This window comes from Rhizobium sp. CC-YZS058 (assembly GCF_034720595.1).
Classification (GTDB): Bacteria; Pseudomonadota; Alphaproteobacteria; order Rhizobiales; family Rhizobiaceae; genus Ferranicluibacter.
In genome coordinates this window covers 81449-104822 of record NZ_JAYESJ010000003.1, presented here as the reverse complement: position 1 = coordinate 104822, position 23374 = coordinate 81449, and the positions used below count along the sequence as shown (strand labels likewise).

Annotated in this window: 24 protein-coding genes; 8 read left to right on the top strand and 16 right to left on the bottom strand. The window is 65.8% G+C overall.

What is annotated here, in order from left to right:
* Nucleotides 1-106: 106 nt before the first annotated feature.
* Genes U8330_RS21190 through U8330_RS21170 form a run of 5 tightly spaced genes read right to left on the bottom strand, consistent with a single transcriptional unit; the run spans nt 107 to nt 4997 of the window.
* Nucleotides 107-1567 (bottom strand): aldo/keto reductase, encoded by a 1461-nt coding sequence (locus U8330_RS21190; protein WP_323107565.1) that lies wholly within the window; start codon nt 1565-1567, stop codon nt 107-109.
* 4 nt (nt 1568-1571) lie between these two features.
* The gene (locus U8330_RS21185) at nt 1572-2543 is read right to left on the bottom strand and encodes a branched-chain amino acid ABC transporter permease (protein ID WP_323107564.1); all 972 of its coding nucleotides are present in this window, start codon (nt 2541-2543) and stop codon (nt 1572-1574) included.
* The gene (locus U8330_RS21180; RefSeq protein WP_323107563.1) at nt 2540-3451 is read right to left on the bottom strand and encodes a branched-chain amino acid ABC transporter permease; all 912 of its coding nucleotides are present in this window, start codon (nt 3449-3451) and stop codon (nt 2540-2542) included. The genes U8330_RS21185 and U8330_RS21180 overlap by 4 nt, the downstream gene beginning before the upstream one ends.
* The gene (locus U8330_RS21175) at nt 3448-4191 is read right to left on the bottom strand and encodes an ABC transporter ATP-binding protein (RefSeq protein ID WP_323107562.1); all 744 of its coding nucleotides are present in this window, start codon (nt 4189-4191) and stop codon (nt 3448-3450) included. Before U8330_RS21175 ends, U8330_RS21180 begins: the two co-directional genes overlap by 4 nt.
* On the bottom strand, nt 4188-4997 hold the full coding sequence (locus U8330_RS21170) for an ABC transporter ATP-binding protein (RefSeq protein ID WP_323107561.1): 810 nt from the start codon (nt 4995-4997) through the stop codon (nt 4188-4190). Before U8330_RS21170 ends, U8330_RS21175 begins: the two co-directional genes overlap by 4 nt.
* Before the next feature lie 111 nt (nt 4998-5108).
* Here U8330_RS21170 and U8330_RS21165 point away from each other — a divergent pair, with 111 nt between their 5' ends.
* From U8330_RS21165 to U8330_RS21130, 8 genes are all read left to right on the top strand, one after another.
* Complete coding sequence (locus tag U8330_RS21165) at nt 5109-5852, top strand: GntR family transcriptional regulator (protein WP_323107560.1); 744 nt, start codon at nt 5109-5111, stop codon at nt 5850-5852.
* Nucleotides 5845-6195 carry a TIGR04076 family protein gene (locus U8330_RS21160; RefSeq protein ID WP_323107559.1) on the top strand — a complete coding sequence of 117 codons (351 nt, stop codon included), beginning with the start codon at nt 5845-5847 and terminating at the stop codon, nt 6193-6195. Before U8330_RS21165 ends, U8330_RS21160 begins: the two co-directional genes overlap by 8 nt.
* 10 nt (nt 6196-6205) lie before the next feature.
* Entirely contained in the window at nt 6206-7258 is a 1053-nt protein-coding gene (locus U8330_RS21155) for an aldo/keto reductase (RefSeq protein ID WP_323107558.1), read from the top strand.
* Nucleotides 7255-8511 (top strand): ABC transporter substrate-binding protein, encoded by a 1257-nt coding sequence (locus U8330_RS21150; protein WP_323107557.1) that lies wholly within the window; start codon nt 7255-7257, stop codon nt 8509-8511. Before U8330_RS21155 ends, U8330_RS21150 begins: the two co-directional genes overlap by 4 nt.
* Nucleotides 8512-8666: 155 nt before the next feature.
* Nucleotides 8667-9011, top strand: a complete 345-nt coding sequence (locus U8330_RS21145; protein ID WP_323107556.1) for a DUF2147 domain-containing protein — start codon at nt 8667-8669, stop codon at nt 9009-9011.
* A 170-nt stretch (nt 9012-9181) separates the two neighbouring features.
* The gene (locus tag U8330_RS21140) at nt 9182-10234 is read left to right on the top strand and encodes a type III polyketide synthase (protein WP_323107555.1); all 1053 of its coding nucleotides are present in this window, start codon (nt 9182-9184) and stop codon (nt 10232-10234) included.
* On the top strand, nt 10231-10740 hold the full coding sequence (locus tag U8330_RS21135; protein WP_323107554.1) for an isoprenylcysteine carboxyl methyltransferase family protein: 510 nt from the start codon (nt 10231-10233) through the stop codon (nt 10738-10740). The genes U8330_RS21140 and U8330_RS21135 overlap by 4 nt, the downstream gene beginning before the upstream one ends.
* Before the next feature lie 37 nt (nt 10741-10777).
* Nucleotides 10778-12271 carry a DHA2 family efflux MFS transporter permease subunit gene (locus U8330_RS21130; RefSeq protein WP_323107787.1) on the top strand — a complete coding sequence of 498 codons (1494 nt, stop codon included), beginning with the start codon at nt 10778-10780 and terminating at the stop codon, nt 12269-12271.
* Between the two features lie 344 nt (nt 12272-12615).
* Here U8330_RS21130 and U8330_RS21125 read toward each other — a convergent pair whose 3' ends face one another.
* The 11 genes from U8330_RS21125 to rhaS form a co-directional block, all read right to left on the bottom strand.
* Nucleotides 12616-13587: an oxidoreductase gene (locus tag U8330_RS21125; RefSeq protein ID WP_323107553.1), complete on the bottom strand. Its 972-nt coding sequence runs from the start codon at nt 13585-13587 to the stop codon at nt 12616-12618.
* A gap of 84 nt (nt 13588-13671) precedes the next feature.
* Entirely contained in the window at nt 13672-14577 is a 906-nt protein-coding gene (locus U8330_RS21120) for a sigma-70 family RNA polymerase sigma factor (RefSeq protein WP_323107552.1), read from the bottom strand.
* 44 nt (nt 14578-14621) lie between these two features.
* Nucleotides 14622-15044, bottom strand: coding sequence for a cupin domain-containing protein (locus U8330_RS21115; RefSeq protein WP_323107786.1), 423 nt, complete (start codon nt 15042-15044; stop codon nt 14622-14624).
* Nucleotides 15045-15087: 43 nt separating this feature from the next.
* A complete protein-coding gene (locus tag U8330_RS21110) occupies nt 15088-15837 on the bottom strand; it encodes an SDR family oxidoreductase (RefSeq protein ID WP_323107551.1) in 750 nt (249 codons plus the stop codon).
* 205 nt (nt 15838-16042) lie between these two features.
* Nucleotides 16043-16498: a carboxymuconolactone decarboxylase family protein gene (locus U8330_RS21105; protein WP_323107550.1), complete on the bottom strand. Its 456-nt coding sequence runs from the start codon at nt 16496-16498 to the stop codon at nt 16043-16045.
* Nucleotides 16499-16876: 378 nt separating this feature from the next.
* Nucleotides 16877-18286 (bottom strand): FGGY-family carbohydrate kinase, encoded by a 1410-nt coding sequence (locus U8330_RS21100; protein WP_323107549.1) that lies wholly within the window; start codon nt 18284-18286, stop codon nt 16877-16879.
* Between the two features lie 23 nt (nt 18287-18309).
* Nucleotides 18310-18624 carry an L-rhamnose mutarotase gene (gene rhaM / locus U8330_RS21095; protein WP_323107548.1) on the bottom strand — a complete coding sequence of 105 codons (315 nt, stop codon included), beginning with the start codon at nt 18622-18624 and terminating at the stop codon, nt 18310-18312.
* A gap of 15 nt (nt 18625-18639) precedes the next feature.
* Nucleotides 18640-19683, bottom strand: coding sequence for an ABC transporter permease (locus U8330_RS21090; protein ID WP_323107547.1), 1044 nt, complete (start codon nt 19681-19683; stop codon nt 18640-18642).
* On the bottom strand, nt 19680-20681 hold the full coding sequence (locus U8330_RS21085; protein WP_323107546.1) for an ABC transporter permease: 1002 nt from the start codon (nt 20679-20681) through the stop codon (nt 19680-19682). The genes U8330_RS21090 and U8330_RS21085 overlap by 4 nt, the downstream gene beginning before the upstream one ends.
* 7 nt (nt 20682-20688) lie before the next feature.
* Entirely contained in the window at nt 20689-22224 is a 1536-nt protein-coding gene (locus U8330_RS21080) for a sugar ABC transporter ATP-binding protein (protein ID WP_323107545.1), read from the bottom strand.
* Nucleotides 22225-22378: 154 nt separating this feature from the next.
* Nucleotides 22379-23374, bottom strand: a complete 996-nt coding sequence (rhaS, locus tag U8330_RS21075; RefSeq protein ID WP_323107544.1) for a rhamnose ABC transporter substrate-binding protein — start codon at nt 23372-23374, stop codon at nt 22379-22381.

The window sequence follows — 23374 nt, the reverse complement described above, 5'->3', positions numbered from 1 at the left end:
GGCAAGAGCCTGGACCCTTGCCGGCCAAGCGGAGCCTGCGGCGAGGCCGTTCTCGATCGCATGGAGGGGGAAGGGCTGCCCGGCGCCTGGGACCGCTGATCCCCCGTTAGTCGCAGACGGCTTCCGCCTCGATTTCCACGAGGTAATCCCCGATCAGGTTTCCGGCCTCGATCAGCGTGTTGGCGGGCAGGATGGTCGAGAAGGCGCGGCCGTGGGCGCGGGAGACGGGTTCCCACTGGCTGGCGTCGCGCAGATAGATCCGCGTGCGGACCACGTCGTCCATGCGGCCGCCGAGTGCGCAGATCGATGCGGCGATCTTGTCGAGGATGTAGGTCGCCTGCGCGCCGGGATCGTTCGGTGCGACGCAGCGGTCGGCGCCATGGGTGGCGGTGGTGCCGGAGACGAAGATTCGGTTCCCGATCCTCACCGCACGGCTGTAACCGGCGATCGGCTCCCAGATGCTGCCGGAGGAGACGCGCGAGCGGTCGGGACGGCCGGGCACCGGGACGGCCGTGTAGATCGACGGGATCGCGTCCAGATGGTGGCTGAGATCGCCGGATGCGGTCAGGAAGGGGGGCTTTCGATATTCGTCGCCGCAATCGCCCGGAATGGGCTGTGTCGCAGCGAAGGCCGCATCGAGCGCTTCATGGTCCTCGCCGTCGAGCGCGAAGGAGAAGACCTTCAGATTGTCGCCGCGATGCTCGCTTTCGCCGATCCGCGCGCCGACGATGGTGGCGGCAACAGCGGGATGTTCGAGGACCCAGCGGCTCGCGACGTTCGAGATCGAAACCTTGTGCTTGGCCGCAATGCGGGCGGCGGCACGCAAAATCTCTTGGAACGCGTCCCAGCCCCCGGCCGTGTCGATGAAGCGCTTGTATTTGGAGCGGCTCCAGTCGGCGATGGTCGTCGGTTCCGACCGGCCGAGCCACCTCTCCGAGAGAAAGCCGCCGCAGAGCGTGCCATAGGCGAGCAGCTTGACGCCGCGCTCGGCGCACAGCTGCGAGAGGGCGCCGGCCGCCCGGCGATCGACGAGCGAGAAGGAGACCTGGTTGGTGGCGATCTCGACGCCGTCGGCGAGCGCCAGCGCCAGATGGCCGGCGTCGAAATTGGTCAGTCCGAGCGCGCCGATCAGGCCGTCTTCGCGCAGGCGCTGCAGTTCGTGCAGGGCGTCCAGCCAGCCGGGATGCTCGAAGCTCCACCAATGAAACTGCAGCAGGTCGACGGTGTCCACGCCGAGCCGCGTCAGCCGCTCCTCGACACCGCGGCGCACCACGTCGGCCGTCATCGGGCCGGGTTCGGGACACCATTTGGTGAAGGCGACCGGTCGGTTGCCGTCGCCGTAGCGCGCAAGCAACCGGCCGGTGATCAGCTCGGCGGAGCCGTAGTGATCGGCCATGTCGAACGTATCGAACCCATCGCGGGCATAGGCCTGCAGGGCATCGGCGCCGCTTTCGGGATCGATGGTCGTGCCGCTCTTCTCGATATCCGCCACCTGCCAGAGGCCGCAGACGATGCGGCTGATGGACAGGGTTTCGGTCAGCGCGATGCGGTCGGGCAGAGGCGGCATGGGATCAGTCCTTGGCTTTCGGTGTGCGCTTCAGCGCGCGCAGTCCCGGTGCGGTGGACGCGCCGAGAATGCCGCGTGGGCGCAGGAGAAGGATCAGGCACAGGCCGACCCCGATCATGACGATTTGCAGCGACGCCGCGCGGGCCTGCTGATCCGGCGGCACGAAGGCCGAAACGGCGGCCGCCGACAAGGCCCACAGCCCCCAGACAAGCACGGCACCGAGGATCGCGCCGCGATTGCTGCCGGAGCCGCCGACGATCAGCATCGCCCAGACCTGGAAGGTGAGGATCGGCAGGTAGTTGTCGGGTGCGATGAAGCCGATGAAATGGCCTTGCGCCGCACCGGCCAATCCCATGATGGCGCCGCCGATCGTGAAGGCCTGCAGCCGGAACCGGATCGACCGCTTGCCGAGCGCCTGCGCCGCCGTCTCGTCTTCGCGAATGGCCCGAAGCACGCGTCCCCACGGACTTCTGGCGAGATGCTGGAGCGCGAGGTAAAGCGCGAGCACGACCGCCGCCATCAGGGCAAGGTTGGACAGCGCGAAGGCGAGCGGATCGCCGGCGAGGCTGCCGAACGGGCGAGGAATGAAGCCGATGCCGAAGGCGCCGCCCGTCAGCGGCTGCAGGTTGAGCACGCAGAGCTGCACGGTGACGGCGACGCCGAAGGTCGCAATGGCGAGATAATCCGACCGGAGCCGGATGGTCAAAGCGCCGACGAGCCAGGCGGCGAGGCCGGCCGCCACAGCGCCGCCCAGCCAGCCAAACACGATCGGCAGATCGAAACCGCCGACCCGCTCGGCCGCGTCGGGTGTCGTCAAAAGCGCCGAGACATAGGCGCCGATCGCGACGAAGGCGGCGATGCCGACGTTGAAGAGGCCGGTCTGGCCCCATTGAACGTTCAGGCCGAGGCACATGATCGCATAGGTCAGCGCCATGGTCAGGAAGAAGGCCGCATAGGCGATCAGATCGAGGCTCATGTCGCCCTCCCGAACAGGCCGCGCGGACGCAGGAGAAGGACGGCGACAAGAATGACGAAGGAGACGGCGGCGCGCCATTCCGCACCGACGACCTGCACGGCGGCGGCCTCCGACAGGCCGACGATCAGCCCGGCGATCATCGCGCCCGGCACGCTGCCGATGCCGCCGAGGATCGCGGCGGCAAAAAGCGGCAGGAGCAGATCATGCCCGAGATAGGGGCGGATCTGCACCAAAAGGCCGGTCATGATGCCGGCGATGCAGGCGAGCGCCGCGCCGACGAACCACACGACCCGGATGACCCGGCGCACATCGACGCCGGCGATGCCAGCCAGCGCCGGGTTCTCGCTGACGGCGCGCATGGAGCGGCCGATATCGGTCCGCGTCAGCAGGAGGTGCATGGCGATGACGGCGGCAAGCGCGACGCCGAGCGACAGGAGCTGATCCGGTGTCGCGCGCAGCCCGCCACCCACCGGCACGGCGATCTGCAGCGCCTTGGTGTAATAGGCAGGCTTGGAGGTGAAGAGGAATTCGAGCAGGCTGCGGAGCGCCAGCGAAGCGCCGAAACTCGCCATGACCAGAATGATGACGGCGCTCCCGCGGGCCCGCAGGCGACCGAACAGCACGGCATCGACGGCAAGCGCCAGCACGCCGGTCAGAAGGATGGCGACGATCGTGGCGAGCGGCAGCGACCAGCCGAAGGAGAAGGGACCGATCGGCATCGTCAACCGTGTCGACAGGAGGCCGAGACCGCCGCCGACGGCGAGCGCCAGATAGGCGCCCCAGGAAAGCAGTTCGCCATGAGCGAAATTGGCGAACCGCAGGATCGAGTAGGTCAGCGTCACGCCGATGGCGCCGAGGCCGATCATGGCGCCGGCAATCAGGCCGTCCATCACGAATTGCGGGTTCATGGCTGCGGCGCCTTTTGCGGCTGTGACGTGCCGAGATAGAGTTTTGCGATGATCGGATCGTCCAGCAGGGACGAAGCCGCGCCTTCATGGCGGATCTGTCCTTCGACCAGAATGACGGCGCGGCTGGCAATGGCCAGCGCCGCCTTCACATTCTGCTCCACCAGAACGACCGTCACGCCGCCGGCATTGATCTCTTCCAGCATCGCGAACACCTCCGCCACGATCTTGGGCGACAGGCCGGCCGATGGCTCGTCGAGAATGAGCACGGGTGGATCGACGATCAGCGCACGGGCGACCGCAAGCATCTGGCGCTGGCCACCCGAAAGCGCGCCCGCGAGGCGGGACGGTTTCGCCGCAAGATCGGGAAAGCGTCGGTAGAGCGCGGCGATCTTCTCTGCACGAACGGGTTTCGGCAGGACGGCGGCGGCGAGCTGCAGGTTCTCTTGAATGGTCAGTGTCGCGAAGATGTTCTCGGTCTGCGGCACGAAGCCCAGTCCCTCGCCGATCTTGCGGTGGCTCGCGACACGGGTGATGTCACGCGAACCGAGCAGGATCGCGCCGGAATGAACGGGAACGACGCCGGCGATCGCCTTGACCAGGGTCGATTTGCCTGCGCCGTTCGGACCGAGCAACACCAGCAGTTCGCCTGACGCGACGGACAGATCGACGCCGCGCACGATCGGCAGGTCGGGCTCGTAGCCGGCAACGAGCGCCTTGGTCTGCAAGGCGGGAGTGGTCATGCCGCGGCTCCGAGATAGGCCGCGATGACAGCCGGATTGGCCGCGACATCGGCGGGCGTGCCTTCGGCGAGCGGCCGGCCGAGCGCCATGGCGACCACCCGCGAGCAAAGCCGCGCAACCATGTCCATGTTGTGCTCGATGAGGAGGATCGACGTGCCCTTGCTGTTGAGCGCGAGAACGCGCTCCATGATGATCTCCAGAAGCGCCGGATTGACGCCGGCTGCCGGCTCGTCGAGGAGGATCGCGCGAGGATCGGCCATCAGGATGCGCGCAAGCTCCAGGAGCTTGCGCTGCCCGCCGGACAGGACCCGGGCCGGCTGGTGCTCAAGATGCGAGAGCGTGACGAACTCCAGGAGCGTTCGGGCCTTGTCGATCGCCAGCCTCTCCTGCTGCCGGACATGGATAGCACGAAAAAAGTTCGCCAGCAGGGTCTCGCCATCCTGCGCCTGTGCGCCGGCCAGAACGTTCTCGAGTACGGTCATGTCGAGAAAGGGCCGCGGGATCTGGAAGGTGCGTCCGACGCCGCGACCGATCCGCTGCTCGGGCCGTTCCTGCGAAACATCGACACCGTCGATCCAGATCTCGCCCGATGTCGGGGTGAGACTGCCGGCGATCAGGTTGAAGAGCGTTGTCTTGCCGGCCCCGTTCGGCCCGATCAGCCCGATCATTTCGCCCGCCGCGAGCCGAAGCGACATGCCGGCGACAGGGTGATTGCCGCTAAACGTCTTCACCAGATCGCGGGCGTCGATCACGGCCTTCGCCTGCAGCGCAGGGCTGGTCTGAGCTGGTGAAGCGGAGGGCGGCATGCGGAAAGAAGTCTCTTGATTTGATTGATGATGTTTGATCAAACTTTACCGCCTGCAGAATTGCAATCAAAAAAAGCAGCATGGGGCGGAGCGCGAGGAATGTCTGTTCAGATGAGGAAGGACGCCGACATTCCGGCGCAAGGCGACGACGCGCTGTCGCCCGTTGGCCGCGAGACGCTGCACGACCGTGTCTATGCCCAGCTGCGCCAATCGCTGATCAACGGGCTCTTCGACGCGGGCGATGTTCTGCGCATCGTGGACCTTGCCGACCGGCTGCAGACCAGCACCATGCCGGTGCGCGAGGCACTGGGGCGGCTCGTTTCCGAACAGGCGCTGGAATCCTTGCCGAACCGGTCCGTGCGCGTGCCGCTGATCACCCGGGCGCGCCTGGACGATCTTGCCCGCGCCCGGATCCTCATCGAGGGGCAGATGGTGGCGCTCGCCTTGCCGAACCTGACGGTGGACGACTTCAAGGTGCTCAAGCAGATCAATGTCGATTGCGATCTGGCCTTCGAGCAGCATGGCAAGGATATCGGCCGCGTCACCTCGGCGCTAAACCAGCGCTTCCATTTCCACATCTATCATGCCGCGCGTTCGCAGGTACTGATCCCCATCGTCGAAAGCCTCTGGCTGCAGTCGGGCGCGATCATTCGCAAGGCGGCGCATATCCACGACGAGCAGGGGGGCCTGGCGGCGACCAATCACCACTGGGCGCTGATCGATGCGCTGGAAAGGCGCGATCCGGCCGGTGCCCTGCAATCGCTGTCCGATGATATCAGCCGCTCCTTCAACCTGATCCGCGGTCGGCTGGAAATGGCGCCCGGCACGGCGGGGGACGAGGTCAGGCATGGCTGATCCGGTTGACGATGGCTTCGACCTGTTCGACCTGCGGGTCGACGTGATCATTCCCGAAGGCGGCGCCGTCTATTGCGGTGCCAGGCCCGGCGATCATTTCGAGCTGCGGGGCGAAATGCTGCATCTGCCGGCGGGGCAGGGGATCTCGATCTACTCGCTCTCTTCCGTCCTTCCGCTGCTGGCCGCCAAGCAGCGGCCGGCACACCGGAACGACTGGATGACGACGGATGCCGAGATCGCCTGCCCGGACCCCAATTGCTCCACCCGGCTGAAAGTGACCCGCCTGGGGCTGCGCCGGTTCAGCCATGCCGCGACCACAGCGGTTCCCCTCGATGACGAATAGGCAAGACATCATGCAACGCATCACAATCGCGCCCGGCTACGACATCTCCCGCGTCATCCGCGGTGGCTGGCAGCTGGCCGGCGGGCACGGGGCGGTGGATGGCGACCAGGCCATCGCGGACATGATCGCCTTCGCCGATGCCGGGATCACCACCTTCGACTGCGCGGATATCTATACCGGCGTCGAGGAGCTGATCGGCCGCTTTCGTCTCGCTTATGGCAATCAGCGCGGGGCAGAGGCCCTGTCGCGCATCCGCGTCCACACGAAGTTCGTGCCGGACCTCGCCGTCCTGCCCGTCATCAGCAAGGCCTATGTCGAGAGCGTCATCGATACCTCGCGCAAGCGCCTCAACCTCGATTGCCTCGATCTCGTCCAGTTCCATTGGTGGGCCTACGACGTTCCCGGCTGGCTGGAGACGGCGGGTTGGTTGAAGGATCTGCATGAGGCCGGCAAGATCGGCAAGATCAGCGCCACGAACTTCGACACCGATCATGTCGAGGCGATCATCGATGCCGGCGTGCCCTTCACCTCGCTGCAGCTGCAATACTCTTTGCTCGACCGGCGTCCGGAAAAACGGATGGTCACGCTCGCGGCGGAGAAGGATTTCGCCCTGTTCTGCTACGGCACCGTGGCGGGCGGCTTCCTCAGCGACCGCTGGCTGGGGCAGCCGGAGCCCGATCATCCGCTCGAAAACCGGTCGCTGACCAAATACAAGCTGATCATCGACGATCTCGGCGGCTGGCCGCTCTTCCAGGCTCTGCTGTCGACGCTTCGCACCATTGCCGACCGGCATCAGGTGGATATCGCCACCATCGCCAGCGCCGCGATGCTGACGAAGCCGGGCGTCGCCGCCGTGATCGTCGGGGCCCGCAACCGCGCACACCTGCCCTCTAATCTCGCCATCGCCGACATCAGGCTGACGGAGCAGGATCACGCCGAGATCGAGGCGATCCTCAGCCAGGCCCAGCCGCTCGAGGGCGACGTCTACACGCTGGAGCGGGACCGGGAAGGCCGCCACGGCAGCATCATGAAGTACAATCTCAACAAGGGGGACCACCAATGAGAACGAAACTTCTGCTTTCCGCCCTGGTGGCTGCGCTTGCAGCCTCGGCGGCACCGACCCGCGCCGCCGATTGCGACGTCACCGTCGGCCTCGTCATGGAGCTCACGGGACCGGCCGGCGAATATGGGCAGGCGGGCGCGAAATCCGTGGAAATGGCCTTGCGCGATTTCAACGATGCCGGCGGGGCCAATGGCTGCAAGGTCGTTGCCGATACGCGCGACAGCCAGAGCCAGGGCAACGTCGCGGTCGATCAGGCCACTCAGCTCGTCAACATCAAGAAGGTGCCGGTCATTATCGGCGGCATCATCTCGTCGGTCTCGATTCCGATCCTGACCTCCGTCACCGCCCCGGCCGGCGTGGTGCAGATCTCGCCGGCCTCCTCGTCGCCGACGCTGACCGAGCTCGGCCGCGAGGGCAAAACCAATGGCGTGTTCTTCCGCACCATCACCTCCGACGCCCTGCAGGGCACGGCGGCCGCGAAATTCGCGATGGATCAGGGGCTGAAGAAGATCGCCATCATCCACGTCAACAACGACTTCGGCGTCAACATGGTGCGCGAGTTCACCACCGCCTACACCAAGCTTGGCGGAACCATCACCACGACCACGCCCTACAACGAGAAGCAGTCGAGCTATTCCTCCGAGGCGAGCGCCGCTCTCGAAGGCGAGCCGGATGCGCTCTATCTCGTCAGCACCCCGGTCGATGGCGCCACGATCGCCCGCGCCTGGATCTCCGGCGGCGGCAAGCAGACCTTTCTGCTGAACGACGGCATGAACTCTAAGGACTTCATCGAGAGCGTCGGCGCGCAGTATCTCGAAAACGCCTATGGCACCTCGTCCGGCACCAGCCCGACGCAGTCGACCGAGTACTTCAACAGCAGCTATGAAGCCTTCTCGGGCATTTCGCCCTCGGCGCCGGCGGCGGATCGCTCCTATGACGCCGGTGCGATCGTCGCGCTTGCCATCGCCAAGGCCGGCAAGCCGGACGCGGCGGCCATCAAGGCGGCGATCCCGCAGGTGGTCGCCGAAGGCGGCACGCCGATCCATGCCGGCAAGGACGAATTCGCCAAGGCCCTGCAACTGATCAAGGAGGGCAAGCCCGTCAAATATGAAGGCGTCATCGGCCCGGTCAGCTTCGACCAGTATGGCGACATCACGGGCCCGTTCCGTCTCTGGAAGATCACCAATGGCGAGGTAACGACCGTCGGCGAAATGAGCGCGGACGAGGTCAACACGATCAAGACGGCGAAGTAAGACTTCGGGAGGGCCCGGCATGAGGCAAGGGCCCTCCTTCCTGCTCTCGGGTCCCGTCACGGGGCAGACGATTGTCAGGCTGCTTTTTCAATGCCCATGCCCTTGCCAGGCCGCGGAACGGCCTCATCTCTCTTGCAGCCAGTGAGGATGTCGCCGTGAAGAGCAAGATCGCAACCATCGTCGCCTCGATCGGGATCGCGAGTGCGGCTATAGCCGCCGATCCGGTGGTCGGAACCTGGAAGACCGACAATGGCGAGCTCGCGGACATCGCACCCTGCGGCCCGAGCTTCTGCATCACGGCCAAAACAGGGGACTATGCCGGACAGAAGCTTGGCTCGTTCAAGGCGGGTCCGGACGCCTTTACCGGTCGCATCACCGATCCCCGCAACAAGGCAACCTATAGCGGCAAGCTGACGGTCGACGGCGACCGGCTGAAACTGCGCGGCTGCGCGACGCCTGTTCTCTGCAAGACGCAGAGCTGGACCCGCGCCGCCCGCTGAGGCCGCCTGCATGGCGTCGAGGTTCCACGCGCGGCCGAGCCGCTCTTCGTGACAGCCCCTCCAGCGACGCGACGTCGAGGACGTCTTGAAACTTAACGGTACCCCGAACCGTTCCTGTCAGTGCCTCCTGTCGAGGCGCACGCTTTTGCCCTCCATTGAGAAAGATCCGCATGCCAGACCCCGTCAAGCTGCTGTCGATCGGAGTGGCTGTTCCTCCCAACGTGATCGAGCAAGGCGATGCCGCCGTCGCTGCCCATACCGCCTTTGCCGCGCGCTTCGGAGATTTCGAGCGCCTGTCGAAAGTGTTCGAGAGCGCTGGCATCCGCCGTCGATACGGCGTTCGCCCGATCGATTGGTATCTGACCACCTCCGGCTGGCAGGAGCGGAACGCCGCCTATATCGACGGCGCGGGCGCTCTGTTTCTCGAAGCCGCGACACAGGCACTCGCCGCCGCCGGGCTGGAGGCCTCGCAGGTGGATGTGGTGGTCACCGTCTCTTCCACCGGCATCGCGACGCCAAGTCTCGAGGCTCAAGTGAGCGGCCGCATCGGCTTTCGCGAGGATATCCTCCGCGTACCGGTCTTCGGACTTGGCTGTGCCGGCGGCGTCTCGGGTTTCGCCATTGCCGCCAATCTCGCGGCGGCGAGGCCGGGCTGCATCGTGCTTCTGGTGACGGTGGAGACCTGCACGCTGGCGTTCCGGATGGACAAGCTGACCAAGGCCAACATCGTGGCGACGGCCCTGTTCGGCGATGGCGCTGCCGCCTGCGTCATCAGCGCCGCCCGCGACGGAATCGCCGAGGTCGAGGCGAGCGGTCAGCACACATGGCCGAATACGCTCGACATCATGGGCTGGAGCGTCGAGCCCGAGGGACTGGGGGTCATCTTCGATCGCGCTATCCCGCCCTTTGCAGAGGCCCATATCGAACCGGCGATCAGCGCGATCCTCGCAGGCGCCGGCCTGTCTCTCGCAGATGTCGACCGGTTCGCCTGCCATCCCGGCGGGGCGAAGGTCATCGATGCGCTCGAAACCGCGCTGAATCTCGGGCAGGGCACGCTCAACCATGAACGCGACGTCCTGTCCGACTACGGCAATATGTCGGCGCCGACCGTGCTTTTCGTGCTCGACAGGCTGGTCAAGGCTGGCCTGCCTCCCCGCACGCTGATGATGGCCATGGGCCCCGGCTTCACCGCCAGCTGCGTATCGCTGAAGGCTGCGGCATGATGAGCGGGTCGGTACTGCTGCTTCTGGCAGTGACGGCCGAGCGGCTCGGCGAGCTCATCCTGGCACGCCGCAACACCGCGGCGTTGAAGGCAAGGGGCGCCGTCGAGGTTGCGGCCGGGCACTATCCGCTGATCGTCCTTCTCCATACGCTGTGGCTAGCCGGCCTGTGGCTTCTGGCGCATGATGCGCCCCTCTCGCTCGGCTGGCTCTCGGTCTTCGGTCTTCTCCAGATCCTGCGCTTCTGGACCCTCTTCACGCTCGGCCGGCGCTGGACGACGCGCATCATCGTTCTTCCCGGCGAAACCCTGGTCGCCAAGGGACCCTACCGCTTCCTGCGGCACCCGAACTATGTGGTGGTGATCGGCGAACTCGCCGTCCTGCCGCTCTGCTTCGGCATGCCGCTTTACGCACTGTTGTTTTCCGCGCTCAACGCGGCGATACTGACGATACGCATCAAGGCAGAAAATTCCGCGCTTGCAGGATCGCTCCGTGCCAAGTCGCCCTGACACTCAGCCTGCCGTCCAGAGCCCTCTCTTCGTCTGGATGGGCTTCCTTGCCATGTGCATCGGCATGTTCATGGCGATCCTCGACATCCAGGTGGTCGCGACCTCGCTGCCGACCATCCAGGCGGCGCTCGATATCGATCCCGAGCAGATGAGCTGGATCCAGACGGCCTATCTGATCGCCGAGGTCGTCGCGATCCCCCTGACCGGCTTTCTGACGCGCGTGCTCACCATGCGCTGGCTCTTCGTCGTCTCGCTCAGCCTCTTCGTGATCGCTTCGGTCGGCTGCGCGGCGAGCTCGAGCTTCGGCGCGCTCGTCGGCTGGCGGGTCCTGCAGGGGTTTTCCGGCGGAACGCTGATTCCCTCCGTCTTCTCTGCCGTCTTCCTGCTCTTTCCCGAGCGCCGGCAGGCCTTGGCGACCACGCTTGCCGGCGTGCTGGCCGTGCTTGCGCCCACTGTCGGGCCGATCGTCGGCGGCTGGCTCACCGAGCGCTACTCCTGGCACTGGCTGTTTCTCATCAATGTCCTGCCCGGCCTCATCGCCGCCCTGGTGGCGGCCCGCACGCTGCCGCGCGAGGCAATGGCACTTTCGAAGGCGAGGCAGATCGACCTTCTTGGCCTGGTGATGATGGCTGCGGCCCTCGTTTCGCTGGAACTCGGCCTGAAGGCCGCGCCGACCAACGGATGGCTGTCGGCGACGAGCGCCGGCCTCTTTGCGCTTTCGGTCGCCACGGCCCTGATCTTCATCCTCAGGTCCCTGCGCCGACCGAAACCCTTGGTCGACCTGCGCCACTTTCAGGACCGGAACTTCCTGGTCGGATCGACCTTGAGCTTCGTGCTTGGCATCGGGCTGTTCGGCTCGGTCTATCTCATGCCGGTCTTCCTGGCTTTCGTGCGAGGGCACAACGCGCTTGAGATCGGCATGACCATGCTCGTCACCGGGGTCGCGCAGCTCTGCACCGCACCGGTTGCCGTCGCGCTTGAAAAGCGGATCGACGCGCGCCTGCTGGCCGCCTTCGGTTTTGCGCTGTTCGCGCTTGGGCTGGCGCTCAGCGCCTGGCAGGATCCGCGCACGGATTACGACCAGATGGTCTGGCCGCAGGTGATCCGCGGCGTGGCGATCATGTTCTGCCTTCTGCCGCCGACCCGGCTGGCGCTGGGCAGCATCGCGCCCGAGCGTGTGCCGGATGCGAGCGGCCTCTTCAACCTGATGCGCAACCTGGGCGGGGCGATCGGCATCGCGCTGATCGACACGATCATCTACACCCGCTCCGAACCGCTGATGCACGCGCTGACGGCCCGTCTCCAGGAGGGCGATCTCGACACGGCCCGCTTCATCGGCGCGCCGATCGACGCCATCACCGGCCAAGCCGGCCCTCTCTCTCCAGACCTCGCATCCCGGCTCGACCCCCTGATCCAGACCGCGGCGACCGTCGAGGCTCTCAACGAGGCCTGGATGGTCGTCGCGACCCTCACCGCGCTGGCCCTCCTCTGCCTCCCCTTCGCGCGCCAGCCAGCGCCGGCAGCGTCGTGACGCGGTCGGAGGCGACAGTCGTCGAACGTGTTGAGGGGATAGCTATTCCAGTCTCGCGGACGTCACTGCATGGCCGTGGTGCCGTCGGCAAGACCGACGGCACCACGCGATCACTTGGCGGGCGGTGGCAGGGGGCACCAGCTCAGGACGGCGTCGTCTCGTTAACGAGCGCGGGCGGAGGAGAGAGGCTGAGGCTGGGGAGCCTGCCGATCAGCTTCTAGAAGCGCAGTCACCTCTGAGAAACATCGTGAGACGAAACTCGGTCAAGGTCGGTCTACCTTCTTTCAAACGCTTTACGGCGCGTATCTGACACCGCAAAGCCATCGCATGCTGCAAGACGCTTGCTACCAAGAAACGACGTCAGACCCCGTCCAGGCGGCTGAGAGCTGCCAGAGCCGCTCCGCCGCCTCGGGATCGCAGGCCCAGGCGCTGACGCCCTTCCGGCCGAGCGCTGACTCGTTGATAGGGGCGACGTTGCAGTCCTCGCAGTAAACGCCGCCGATGCCATCGAGATCCGGGCTTGTGGCGCACCAGACGCTCGTCGCAGCCCCTTGCTCGACCGTCTTCATGCCACGCTCCGGGTCGATGATGGGGCGTCCCGTCTCGTCCAAGGCGTCGAACGAGGCGATTTCCTCGGCGCTCAGGTGGCGGGCGAGATCGGTCAAGATCTGGCCGGGGTGGAGCGAGAGAGCGCGGATGCCCCGGCTCTGCCCGCGCTTGTCGAGCGCCAGTGCGAACAGGGCATTGGCCGTCTTTGACTGCCCGTAGGCGACCCATTTGTCGTAGGGCCGACGCTGAAAATCGATGTCGTCGAAGTCGATCCCGGCGATCTGGTGGCCGCGTGAGGAGACGCTGACGACGCGGGCGCCGTTTGCCGCTTCAAGGGCCGGCCAGAGGCCGAGCGTCAATCGGAAATGCCCGAGATGATTGGTCGAGAACTGCGCCTCATGGCGCTGCGCATCCCGCATCTCCGGCGTCGCCATGATGCCGGCCGAGTTGACGAGGATGGAAACCGGCCGACCCGCGGACCGGACACGCTCGGCAAAGGAGGCCACGGAGCCCGGTTCGCCAAGGTCCATCGGTTCGACAGTTGCGCCGGAAAGCCCGTGCAGGGCGGCTTTCGCCCGCTCGGGACTGCGCGCGGGCACGATGACGTCAGCGCCCGCCTGGACAAGCGCCCGCGTCGTCTCAAGCCCGATGCCCGAGGCCCCTCCTGTCACGATGGCGAGCCTGTGCTGCAGATCGATCCCCGAGACGACCTCCATGGCTGTGCTGGCGGCGCCGAATGCGGACTGGATCGGTTCTTGTCTGGTCATGCTGATATCCTTTGTCATGGGGGGCGCGCTTTGAAGCGTCGAAGACCTGCGGATCAAGTGCTGAGAGAGGCGACACCTCGAGCCTTACTGGGGCCGTAAGAGCGGATTCGCCTTGTCGGCCAACGCCTTTGCGATGTGGCGAAGCTTTTCGGGGTTGCGGGTGATGTAGATCGCGGTGATCCGGCCGTTCTCGATGGCGAGCGCGGTCGTCTGGAGAACATCGCCGCGCTCGCGGCTGATATAGCCCGGCAGCCCGTCGATCCAGGTGGGCTCGATCATCTCGGCCCAACCCTCTCCCCATTTGGTCCGCATGGACTCGTAGAGCCGCAAGAGCCGGTCCAGTCCCGCGATGGGGTTGATGAAGGCCAGTACCTTGCCGCCGCCATCCGCCCGCAAAACCGCATCCTCGGCGAGCAGCGTGCGGAGTGCCGCCGTATCGCCGCTGGTGGACGCGGCGAAGAAGGCACGGGCGATCCGCGCGCCCTCCTGGCGTTCGACGGGAAAGCGCGGGCGGGCAGCCTTCACATGTCTGCGCGCCCGAACGGCGAGCTGCCGCACGGCCGGCGCTTCCCGGTCGAGCGCCTCCGCGACCTCGCCAAGCGGCACGCCGAAGACATCGTGGAGGAGGAAGGCCGCGCGCTCCAGGGGGGACAACCGCTCGAGCGCCATCATCAGCGTCAGTGTCAGCTCGTCCTCCTCCAGCCCTTCCGGCTCGGCCTCGATGAGCGGCTCGGGTAGCCAGGCGCCGACATAGGTCTCACGCCTGGCACGGGCGGATTTCATCTCGTCGAGGCAGAGCCGGGTGACGACGCGGGCGAGATAGGAATAGGGAGCGGCGACATCCGTCCGGTCTGCAGATACCCAGCGCAGCCAGGCATTCTGCACGACGTCTTCGGCTTCGCTGCGCGCGCCGAGCATGCGGTAGGCGAGCCGCAGAAGCCGCGGCCGATGCGTTTCGAAGATGGTCGTTCCGGTGTCGATCGGGTGCATCGGCTCTGCTCCATCTAAGGTTTTCCGCCCTCCGGCGATGCGCGTCAAGGGCGATCCGGCGTCGTCAGCGTCCTGTCGTCCGTATCGACGACGAAGACGGCCAGGAGCTTGGAGGGCGCGACGTCGCTCGCGTTGGCGCTGACAGCATGATGATCGCCCGGCATCTCGACGAAGCTTTCGCCGACGCGGAAGGTCCTCTCCGGCCCCTCATTGATCCGGCTGCGAACGGCGCCCTCGATCACTGTCGCGGTGATGAAGGCCGATGCGGCATGGGTGTGCGACGGCGAGGACCCGCCCGGACCATATTCGACGAGAACACCGCGCAGGCTCTTGGCCGGATCTGAGGGCAGCGGATGGTCGAAGATCGTCGTGACGCGCGCCTGGCCTCTCGCGACCTCCCCCGCGAGAGCGGGACAGGCGGAGAGCGCGGAGACGGCGAGAAATGTGGAAAGAAGGGTTGATCGCATCATCGAAGCGAACCTCTCGGATAACATTGAACGTGCGTCTTGTTCAGGCTGTAGCAAGCCAGGTATCGAACCGCGTCGCGCCAAGCCGGGCCTCGCCGGCAACGGCGGGAACGAGCGAGCCTTTTTCGAGCGGAGCCCCGAAATAGCGGGCTGTCCCGTCGGCCTGCACGGAACGATGGTCGCCGCTGGCGGCGAGATGCCGGGCAACGAACGCGCGGAACGGCAAGCGTTCGGGTCCGGCGATTTCGCAGATGGCATTGCGCGGCGGGGCAAGCGCGATGTCGGCCAGCGCCTCGGCCACATCGGCGGCCGCGATCGGCTGGAAGTCGGCATCCGGCACGACGAGCCGCTCACCCTCGACAGAAGCGCCGGCAATCGTCGCAACGAATTCGAAGAATTGGGTGGCGCGGACGATGGTGAAGGGGATGCCGGCCTCTTTGACCAGCCGCTCCTGCGCCACCTTGGCCCGGAAATAGCCATTTCCCTCCAGCCGGTCCGTGCCGACGATCGACAGGGCGACATGGTGCTTCACGCCGGCCTGGCGCTCTGCAGCGAGGAGGATGCGGCCCCCGCGCTCGAAGAAGTCGAGCACCGCCGCATCCTCGAAGGATGGCGCGTTCGAAACATCGACGACGACCTCGGCCCCGCTAAGCACCTCCGCAAGGCCCTCGCCCGACAGCGTGTTCACCCCACTGCGCGGCGAGGCCGCCACTGCCTGATGTCCTTTCTCCAAAAGCCTTGCCGTCAGCTGCCGACCGATCAGGCCGCTTCCACCGATCACCACGATCTTCATGATTGCACTCTCCTTGCTGCAGACCGAACAGGCGGCCGCCAAGCGGCCCATGCCGCTTTGGGGTCTCGTTCAAGGACAAGACGAGGCGGGTTCGGCGGATGTGACATGCGCGAAAAGAATCACGCTCTCGACCGAGGTAGCGCCGCCTCGGGATCGGGAGATGCGCACCCATGCGCGGCTGCCATCTTGACCGTCGGCACCGCGATCAGGCCTGCGCCCGGACGGGGAGGCGGAAGGGGACGCCGAGACGGTTGAAGGCATTCATTGCCGCGATGGTGATCGTCAGATCCACGAGGTCCTTCGGCCCGAAGGCTGCGCTGGCGGCGGCGTAGGCCTCGTCGGAGGCATGCGTCTCGCTCACGCGCGTGACCTCTTCCGCCCAGGCAAGCGCAGCGCGGTACCGATCGGAAAACAGATGCGGCACCTCCGCCCAGACGGGAACCAGCGCCACCTTGTCGATCGGCATGGTCTTGAGCAGGTCGCGCGTATGCAGGTCGATGCAATGCGCGCAGCCATTGATCTGCGACACCCGCAGAAAAACAAGGTGGATCAGCTCCTCCGGGAGATCGGTGCTTGTGGTGATATAGTGGTGGATCCCATAGAGCGCCTTGGCGCCCTGCGGCGCTACTTCGTTCCAGATCAGTCGCGCACTCTCGCTCATGTCCCGTCCTCATGATCGGAACGCCGGACATCGACGTTCTCGCTCATGACGAGCGGATGGCACGGAATGTGACATCGAATGCAGTACCCTGAATCAAGGCTGCCGAGGCTCCGTGGTGAATAACCGGGTCACCGCTGAACTCGATCGGCGATCAACAACACAGCGGGAAGGAGGCAAAACGTATCGAAACGACGAGGCGCGTCCTGTCGTCGGCGCTATCTGAGCTTTGCTACCTGCTGCCCTCCGCATCTGGGTAAAGCAAGACGGAGGATCGTCCAATGACTGCTCACAAGCGCGACGTTTGCCGTCTGTTCGGATCGTGTCGCGGCGGCTTCAATGACTCACTGCGATCGTGCCATACCGGAGACGATGGAGCTGCTATGTCGTCTCAGCGTGCGCAGATCCGGTCATGTCTTCGGCCGCCAAGGCTTCGAGCCAATAACGACGATAGGCCGTCAGGTTCAGGCCGTCCGGAGAGATGGAGGGTCCGTTTTGGGGTGGGGGCGTGATGCCGGTGAGGAGGGCAGCGCCCGCGGTGGTGCCGGTCGAGCCGGCGGCGGCAATGACCTCGGCCCCGGTCAAGGCCGCCAAGGCGCGCAGATAAAGCGGGTTCGAGGCGAAAGGACCTTCGACGATGATCGGGCCGCTGCGGGCGAGCAGCGAGAGGCTGGTCTCGGTCATGAGCGCCAGATAAAGCGCGACGGCGACGTGTCGCTCCTGCGTGCTCACGCCTTCGGCATTCACCCAGCGCGCCTTGCGCCCCGGGAAGGGGCCGGACCCCTCCGCTACATTGGGCAGCAGCAGGGTGGGCCGGGCGAGCACGGCGGGCAGGGCTGCGGCGATGGCGGCAGGCTCGGCAAGTCCGATCTCGGCGGCGAGCCTCTCATATTCCCGCCCGCCCATGAAGCGGGCCGATGGCACCGGACGGGCGAAGGTATCGACATTGGCCAGCGTATCGCGGCCGGGGTCCAGATGGTCGAGATCCCCGCCGATCGCAAAGCCGATGACCCAGGTTCCGGTGGAAACCACCGAAAAGGCACCGCTGCGCGTCATCAGGTGCGGCAGCAGCGAGGCGTTGGAGTCGTGAATGCCGCAATGGACGGGAACCGGATGGCCGAGACCGAGCCGGCTTGCAAGATCCGGCCGGACCGGCCCGAGCACGTCGAAGGCGGATCGCAGCGGCGCCATGCGGCTTGCAAGATCGAGACGGGCGACGAGGCTCGACATGGTCCTCTCCGCCGGCCGCCAGAGATCGGTGTGGCAGCCGAGCGATGTCACCTCGGTGGCCATGACGCCCGTCAGCCGGTAGGCCCAATATTGCGGATAGGTGAGAAGCGTTGCGACCCGGGCAAAGGCATCCGGAAACCTGGTTTTCTGATAGTGAAGTTGCGCTCCGAGATTGAGCCCCATGGCTTGGGCGGGGGAAAAGGTTTCGAGAAAGGGAGGGCGGAGGCTCTGGTATTGCGCCTGGATTGCGTCGTCATAGCTGTGCTCGTAATCGAGCACGGGCAGGGCAAGGCTGCCGTCCTCGGCGAGGAGCGCTGCGGCCGCGCCATGGGCCGTGATCGAGATCGCATCGAAGCCCGGCGCCTGCGCAAGGTCCGCCAGCGACGTGCAGACGAAGTCCCAGAGCGCCTCGGTATCGTAATGCGGGTAGGGTCCGTCGTTGCGCGTCTGATTGCGGATGCGCCGCGCAGCCAGCTCCGCGCCGCTCGCCGCATCAAGCACGACGACCTTGGCATTGGTCTTGCCGATATCGAGCACGGCGACGCGTTCGGGCGTGGGCATTCTCTTGCTTTCGCTTGCCGCCATCATGGCAGGTGGAAGACCGGGGTTAGCGCCGTCTGCACCGGACGGTTGTCGGGATGGGTTTCCATGATATCGGCCATATGCGCCCACCAGCGCCTCATGACCGGATGGTCCGGCAGCTGGTCGAGACCGTTCTCCTCCGGAACGGTGAGCACCCCGAACAGGGTGCGGGTCTCGGGGTCGAGGAAGATCGAATAGTCGCTGATGCCGGCTGCGTGCAGCAGATCGACGAGCTCTGGCCAGATCTCGTCATGGCGTCGGCGATACTCTGCCTCCATTCCGGGGTTGAGCGTCATGGTGAAGGCCTGGCGCGGCATGCAGCTCTCCTTCGGTCAGGCGGACATGGCCCGGACGCGCCGGGCGATGATCGGAATGGCGATGGTGATGATCAGCAGCAGGCCGATGAAGATCGACATGACGATGCCCGGCACGTTGAGCAGCCCGAGGCCAAAGGAGACGAGGCCCATGACGAAAGCGGCGATGACGACGCCGCCGATCGTGCCGGCGCCGCCGAGGATCGAGACACCGCCAAGGACGACCATCGTCACCACCTCAAGCTCCCAACCCTGCGCGATCGACGGACGCGTCGAGCCGAGGCGGGAGGTCAGGCAGACGGCGGCGACGCCGCTCATCAGCCCGGTCAGCAGGAAGAGGATGAACTTCACGCGCTCGACGGGAATGCCGGAGAAGCGTGCCGCGAATTCGTTGTTGCCAATGACATAGACCTGGCGGCCGAAATTGGTCGTGTGCAGCAGGATGGCGAAGGCGCAGGCGACCGCGGCGAAGAGCACGAATTCGAAGGAGATGACCCAGACGACATAGCCCTGGCCGAAGAAGGCGAAGTCGGCCGGATATTTGCCATAGGCCTGGTCGCCGAGAACGATATAGGAAATGCCGCGGAAGAGGCTCATCGTGCCGATGGTGACGACGATTGACGGCAGTTTCAGCACCGAGACCAGCGTGCCGTTGACGATGCCGCAGCCAAGCCCCACCCCGAGCCCGATGAGGGCCAAGCCGGGCGCGCCGACGCCCATCTGCGCCGCAGCGCCCATGGCGGTGGAGGCGAGGGCGATGATGGCGGCGACCGAGAGGTCGATCTCCCCGGAAATGACGAGGAGCGCCATGGCAAAGGCAATCATCGCCTTTTCCGTGAAGTTGAAGGTCGCGTCGGACAGGTTCCAGACGTCGAGGAAATAGGGCGAGGCGAGGCTGTTGAAGATGAAGATCGCGATGGCGACGCCGAAGAGCAGCACTTCCCAGCTGGAGAGAAGGCGCGAGAGCGGCGTGCCGAGCCGATCCGGGATCGTGCGCCGCGGCGTGGCGGCATCGGCTGGGCCGGGGTCGGTCGCGTGGGGAACGGGGTTGGGCGCACTCATGCGGCGGCTCCCTTGGCTGTCAGGTCGGTCTTGCCGGGACGGAGGATGATCCGGCCGCGGGCCTGCTCGCGCCGGGCATTGACGACCACGGCGAGGATGATGACGGTTCCGGAAATGGCCATCTGCGTGAAGGGCGAGATGCCGATGACCGGCAGCGCGTTCTTGATGACGCCCAGAAACAGGGCGCCCAGCACGGTGCCGAGCACCGACCCGATGCCGCCCGCAATCGCGATGCCGCCGATCACGCAGGCGGCGATGCTGTCGAGCTCGAAGCCGTTGGCGATATCGACATAGGCCACCGCATAGCGCGAGACCCAGAGATAGCCGCAGAGGCCCGCGAGTGCGCCGGAGAGCTGGAAGGCGCGGAAGCGTGTGTGGCCGACATCGATGCCGGCATAGATCGCCGCGACCGGATTGCCGCCGGAGGCATAGGTGGCGCGGCCGAACGGCGTGTGGCGCAGCAAAAGCGCCATCAGCACCACGATCAGCAGCGCCGTCCAGCCGAGAACGGGAAGGCCGAGGATGACGGTGCGCGGCACATTCAGGAAGGTCGGCGTCATCTGATGTGCGTTGACCCAGGCCCCGCCGGACAGCACGAAGGCCATGCCGCGATAGATGGTGAGCGTGCCGAGCGTGACGACGATCGGCGGGATCTGCAGCCGCCAGACAAGGAAGCCGTTGATCGTGCCGAGCGCCATGCCGATGCCGATGGCGACCAGGACCAGGAGGATAAGCGGCAGGCCGGGAAAGGCCGCGTCCAGCATCGCCACCGCCATGCCGGTGAAGGCGAGATTGGCGGCGACCGAAAGATCGATCGACTTCGTCAGGATCACCGTCATCTGCCCGAGCGCCAGGATGATCAGGATCGAAGTGTCCGTGAAAATATTGGCGAGATTGGCGGGCGCGGCAAAGCCGGCGGCGCGTGTCGAAAAGCCGGCGATCATCAGCAGGATGATCAGGGCCAGGGCGGTTTCGCGCTTTTTCAGGATCTTCAGCATGCTCACCTCACGCATTGCCGGTTGCGGCGCGGACCAGGGTTTCGGGCTCAAGGCCCTCGCGCTCGAAAAGGCCGGCGGAAAGCCCTTCGCGCATGACCAGCACACGGTCGGACATGCCGAGGATCTCCGGCAGTTCCGAGGACACCATGATGATGCTGAGGCCCTCCGAAGCCAGTTCCGAGATGAAGGCGTGAACGGCGGCCTTCGAGCCGATGTCGATGCCCTTGGTCGGCTCGTCGAGAATGATCACCTTGGGCGCGGTGGCGAGCCATTTGCCGATCACCACCTTCTGCTGGTTGCCGCCCGAAAGCGTGCCGACCGGCACGGACAGCGAGGCGGCGCGCAGATCCAGCCGCTCGGCATAGCGCCGGGCAAGCGCGAATTCGTTGGCCGCCTTCAGGAAGCCGCTGCGCGAGGTTCGGGTCAGCGAGGGCAGGGTCATGTTCTGGTAGATCGGCATGGGGAGCGCCAGGCCGTGGCGGCCACGCTCTTCGGGCACATAGACGATGCCGGCCCGGATTGCGTCCTGCGGGCTGGAGATGGTCAGCGGCTGGCCGGAGAGGCGCAGGCTGCCGGAAGAGGGGCGGGTGATGCCGAACAGCGACTGGCAGAACTCCGACCGGCCGGCGCCGATCAGGCCGTAGAGGCCGAGGATTTCGCCGCGGCGCAGGGTCAGGGAGATGCCGTGGAACTCGGTCGGATGGCCGTAGCCCTCGACCTCCAGCACCGGCTCGCCGATCGCAACCTCAAGCTTCGGGAAGGTCTCCTTGACGTCGCGGCCGACCATCAGCCGGACGATTTCGTCCTGCGGCGTGGTCCTCAGCAGGCCGTGGCCAACCGCCTTGCCGTCACGGAAGACGGCAAAGCGGTCGGCGATCTCGTAGAGCTCGTCGAACTTGTGGCTGATGAACAGGATCGCCTTGCCCTGGCTTTTGAGCGTTTCGACGATGCGGAAGAGGTCGTCGATCTCCTTGCGCGACAGGGCTGCCGTCGGTTCGTCCATGATGACGATGCGCGCCTCGATGGAGAGTGCACGCGCGATCGCCACCAGATGGCGCTGGGCGATGGAGAGATCCTTTAGCCGGATGGTCGGGTCGATCGGGCTTTCCAGTGAGACCAGCAGGCGACGCGCCTCGGCATTCATGCGTGCCCAGTCGATCGTGCGGAAGCGCGTGCGCGGCGTATGGCCGAGAAAGATGTTTTCGGCGACCGTCAGCTCGTCGAAGAGCACGGTTTCCTGGTGGATGGCGGTGATGCCCGCATCGATGGCATCCTGCGCGCTCGAAAAGAGGACGGGCTTGCCGTCAAGCAGGATCTCGCCTTCGTTCGGCCGGTAGATGCCGGTCAGCACCTTGACCAGCGTCGACTTGCCGGCGCCGTTTTCGCCGATGAGGGCGGTCACCTCGCCGGGATAGAGCGCGATGGAGACCTGATCCAGCGCCTTCACGCCGGGAAAGATCTGCGAGATGGCGCGCATCTCCAGAAGCGGTGCGCCGGACGAGAGCGGACGGTCCATCGTCGGCCGTTCAAAGGCTGCGTTCATCTGACTGAAATCCGGTTTCATATCCCCGCGACCAGTCGCCGGGGCAGGGCACGGCGCTTTTGCCGCCCCTCAAGGCCTTCGGGGCGATCAGGGACAGCACGATGCGCGGCTGGCATCACCGGACCCGGCACGAGGCCGGGCCCGGTGGCGGTGATCAGAAGATCTTCGAGAACTGATCGATGTTGGAGGCATCATAGACGAAGGGATCGGCCATGGCCGCCTCGCCGTTCTCGCCCACCTTGATCTTGCCCATGCGGCCCGCTTCGATCTCCGAGCCCGGAGCGCCGTCCGTGTCGCCCTTGACGAGGTGATAGGCGATCTGGGTGGCGGAATAGCCGAGGTCGATCGGGTTCCAGATGGCGAATTCCTTCGTCGCGCCGGACTTGATGGCGCCGGCCATTTCGGAGGGGAGGCCGAGCCCGGTCACATAGACCTGGCCGATCTTGCCGGCATCCTTGACGGCCTGCGAGGCGGCGAGCACGCCCACCGTCGTCGGCGCCACGATCACCTTCACATTCGGGCTCGAGGTCAGAAGACCCTGGGCTTCGCGATAGGACTTGTCGGCGAGGTCGTCGCCATAGACCGTGGTCGTGAGGTTCAGGCCCGGGAAGTCCTTCAGCTGCTTCTTCATTTCCTCGATCCAGATGTTCTGGTTGGTCGAGGTGGTGGTGGCCGAGAGGATCGCGAAATCACCCTTGCCGCCTTCGAGATGATCCTTGGCGAGCTGCAGGCACATCTTGCCGATCAGCTCGTTGGAGGAGGGGTTGAGGTGCATGATCCGGCCTTCCGGCGCGACGCCGGAATCCCAGGAAATGACCTTGATGCCGCGCTGCGCGGCCTTCTTCAGCGCCGGGACGACCGCATCCGGGTCGTTGGCGGAAATGGCGATCGCGTCCACCCCTTGCGCGATCAGGGCATTGATCACCTCGATCTGGCCTTCTGCCGTCGTGGTGGTGGGACCGGTATAGATGATCTCGACGCCGCCGAGTTCCTTGGCGGCTTCCTTGGCGCCCTTATCGGCGGCTTCGAAGAAGCCGTTGCCGAGCGACTTGACGACGAGCGCGATCTTCATGTCGGCGGCGTTGGCGCCGCTGGCCAGGGCGACCACGGCCAGCGCGACGCCGAGTGCGAGTTTCCTTGCGAGTTTCAT

Bases quoted from the DNA above. Each gene is read 5' to 3' on its own strand.
- U8330_RS21190 (WP_323107565.1), bottom strand. From the start codon at position 1,567: ATGCCGCCTCTGCCCGACCGCATCGCGCTGACCGAAACCCTGTCCATC.
- U8330_RS21185 (WP_323107564.1), bottom strand. From the start codon at position 2,543: ATGAGCCTCGATCTGATCGCCTATGCGGCCTTCTTCCTGACCATGGCG.
- U8330_RS21180 (WP_323107563.1), bottom strand. From the start codon at position 3,451: ATGAACCCGCAATTCGTGATGGACGGCCTGATTGCCGGCGCCATGATC.
- U8330_RS21175 (WP_323107562.1), bottom strand. From the start codon at position 4,191: ATGACCACTCCCGCCTTGCAGACCAAGGCGCTCGTTGCCGGCTACGAG.
- U8330_RS21170 (WP_323107561.1), bottom strand. From the start codon at position 4,997: ATGCCGCCCTCCGCTTCACCAGCTCAGACCAGCCCTGCGCTGCAGGCG.
- U8330_RS21165 (WP_323107560.1), top strand. From the start codon at position 5,109: ATGAGGAAGGACGCCGACATTCCGGCGCAAGGCGACGACGCGCTGTCG.
- U8330_RS21160 (WP_323107559.1), top strand. From the start codon at position 5,845: ATGGCTGATCCGGTTGACGATGGCTTCGACCTGTTCGACCTGCGGGTC.
- U8330_RS21155 (WP_323107558.1), top strand. From the start codon at position 6,206: ATGCAACGCATCACAATCGCGCCCGGCTACGACATCTCCCGCGTCATC.
- U8330_RS21150 (WP_323107557.1), top strand. From the start codon at position 7,255: ATGAGAACGAAACTTCTGCTTTCCGCCCTGGTGGCTGCGCTTGCAGCC.
- U8330_RS21140 (WP_323107555.1), top strand. From the start codon at position 9,182: ATGCCAGACCCCGTCAAGCTGCTGTCGATCGGAGTGGCTGTTCCTCCC.
- U8330_RS21135 (WP_323107554.1), top strand. From the start codon at position 10,231: ATGATGAGCGGGTCGGTACTGCTGCTTCTGGCAGTGACGGCCGAGCGG.
- U8330_RS21130 (WP_323107787.1), top strand. From the start codon at position 10,778: ATGGGCTTCCTTGCCATGTGCATCGGCATGTTCATGGCGATCCTCGAC.
- U8330_RS21125 (WP_323107553.1), bottom strand. From the start codon at position 13,587: ATGACCAGACAAGAACCGATCCAGTCCGCATTCGGCGCCGCCAGCACA.
- U8330_RS21120 (WP_323107552.1), bottom strand. From the start codon at position 14,577: ATGCACCCGATCGACACCGGAACGACCATCTTCGAAACGCATCGGCCG.
- U8330_RS21115 (WP_323107786.1), bottom strand. From the start codon at position 15,044: ATGCGATCAACCCTTCTTTCCACATTTCTCGCCGTCTCCGCGCTCTCC.
- U8330_RS21110 (WP_323107551.1), bottom strand. From the start codon at position 15,837: ATGAAGATCGTGGTGATCGGTGGAAGCGGCCTGATCGGTCGGCAGCTG.
- U8330_RS21105 (WP_323107550.1), bottom strand. From the start codon at position 16,498: ATGAGCGAGAGTGCGCGACTGATCTGGAACGAAGTAGCGCCGCAGGGC.
- U8330_RS21100 (WP_323107549.1), bottom strand. From the start codon at position 18,286: ATGCCCACGCCCGAACGCGTCGCCGTGCTCGATATCGGCAAGACCAAT.
- rhaM (WP_323107548.1), bottom strand. From the start codon at position 18,624: ATGCCGCGCCAGGCCTTCACCATGACGCTCAACCCCGGAATGGAGGCA.
- U8330_RS21090 (WP_323107547.1), bottom strand. From the start codon at position 19,683: ATGAGTGCGCCCAACCCCGTTCCCCACGCGACCGACCCCGGCCCAGCC.
- U8330_RS21085 (WP_323107546.1), bottom strand. From the start codon at position 20,681: ATGCTGAAGATCCTGAAAAAGCGCGAAACCGCCCTGGCCCTGATCATC.
- U8330_RS21080 (WP_323107545.1), bottom strand. From the start codon at position 22,224: ATGAACGCAGCCTTTGAACGGCCGACGATGGACCGTCCGCTCTCGTCC.
- rhaS (WP_323107544.1), bottom strand. From the start codon at position 23,374: ATGAAACTCGCAAGGAAACTCGCACTCGGCGTCGCGCTGGCCGTGGTC.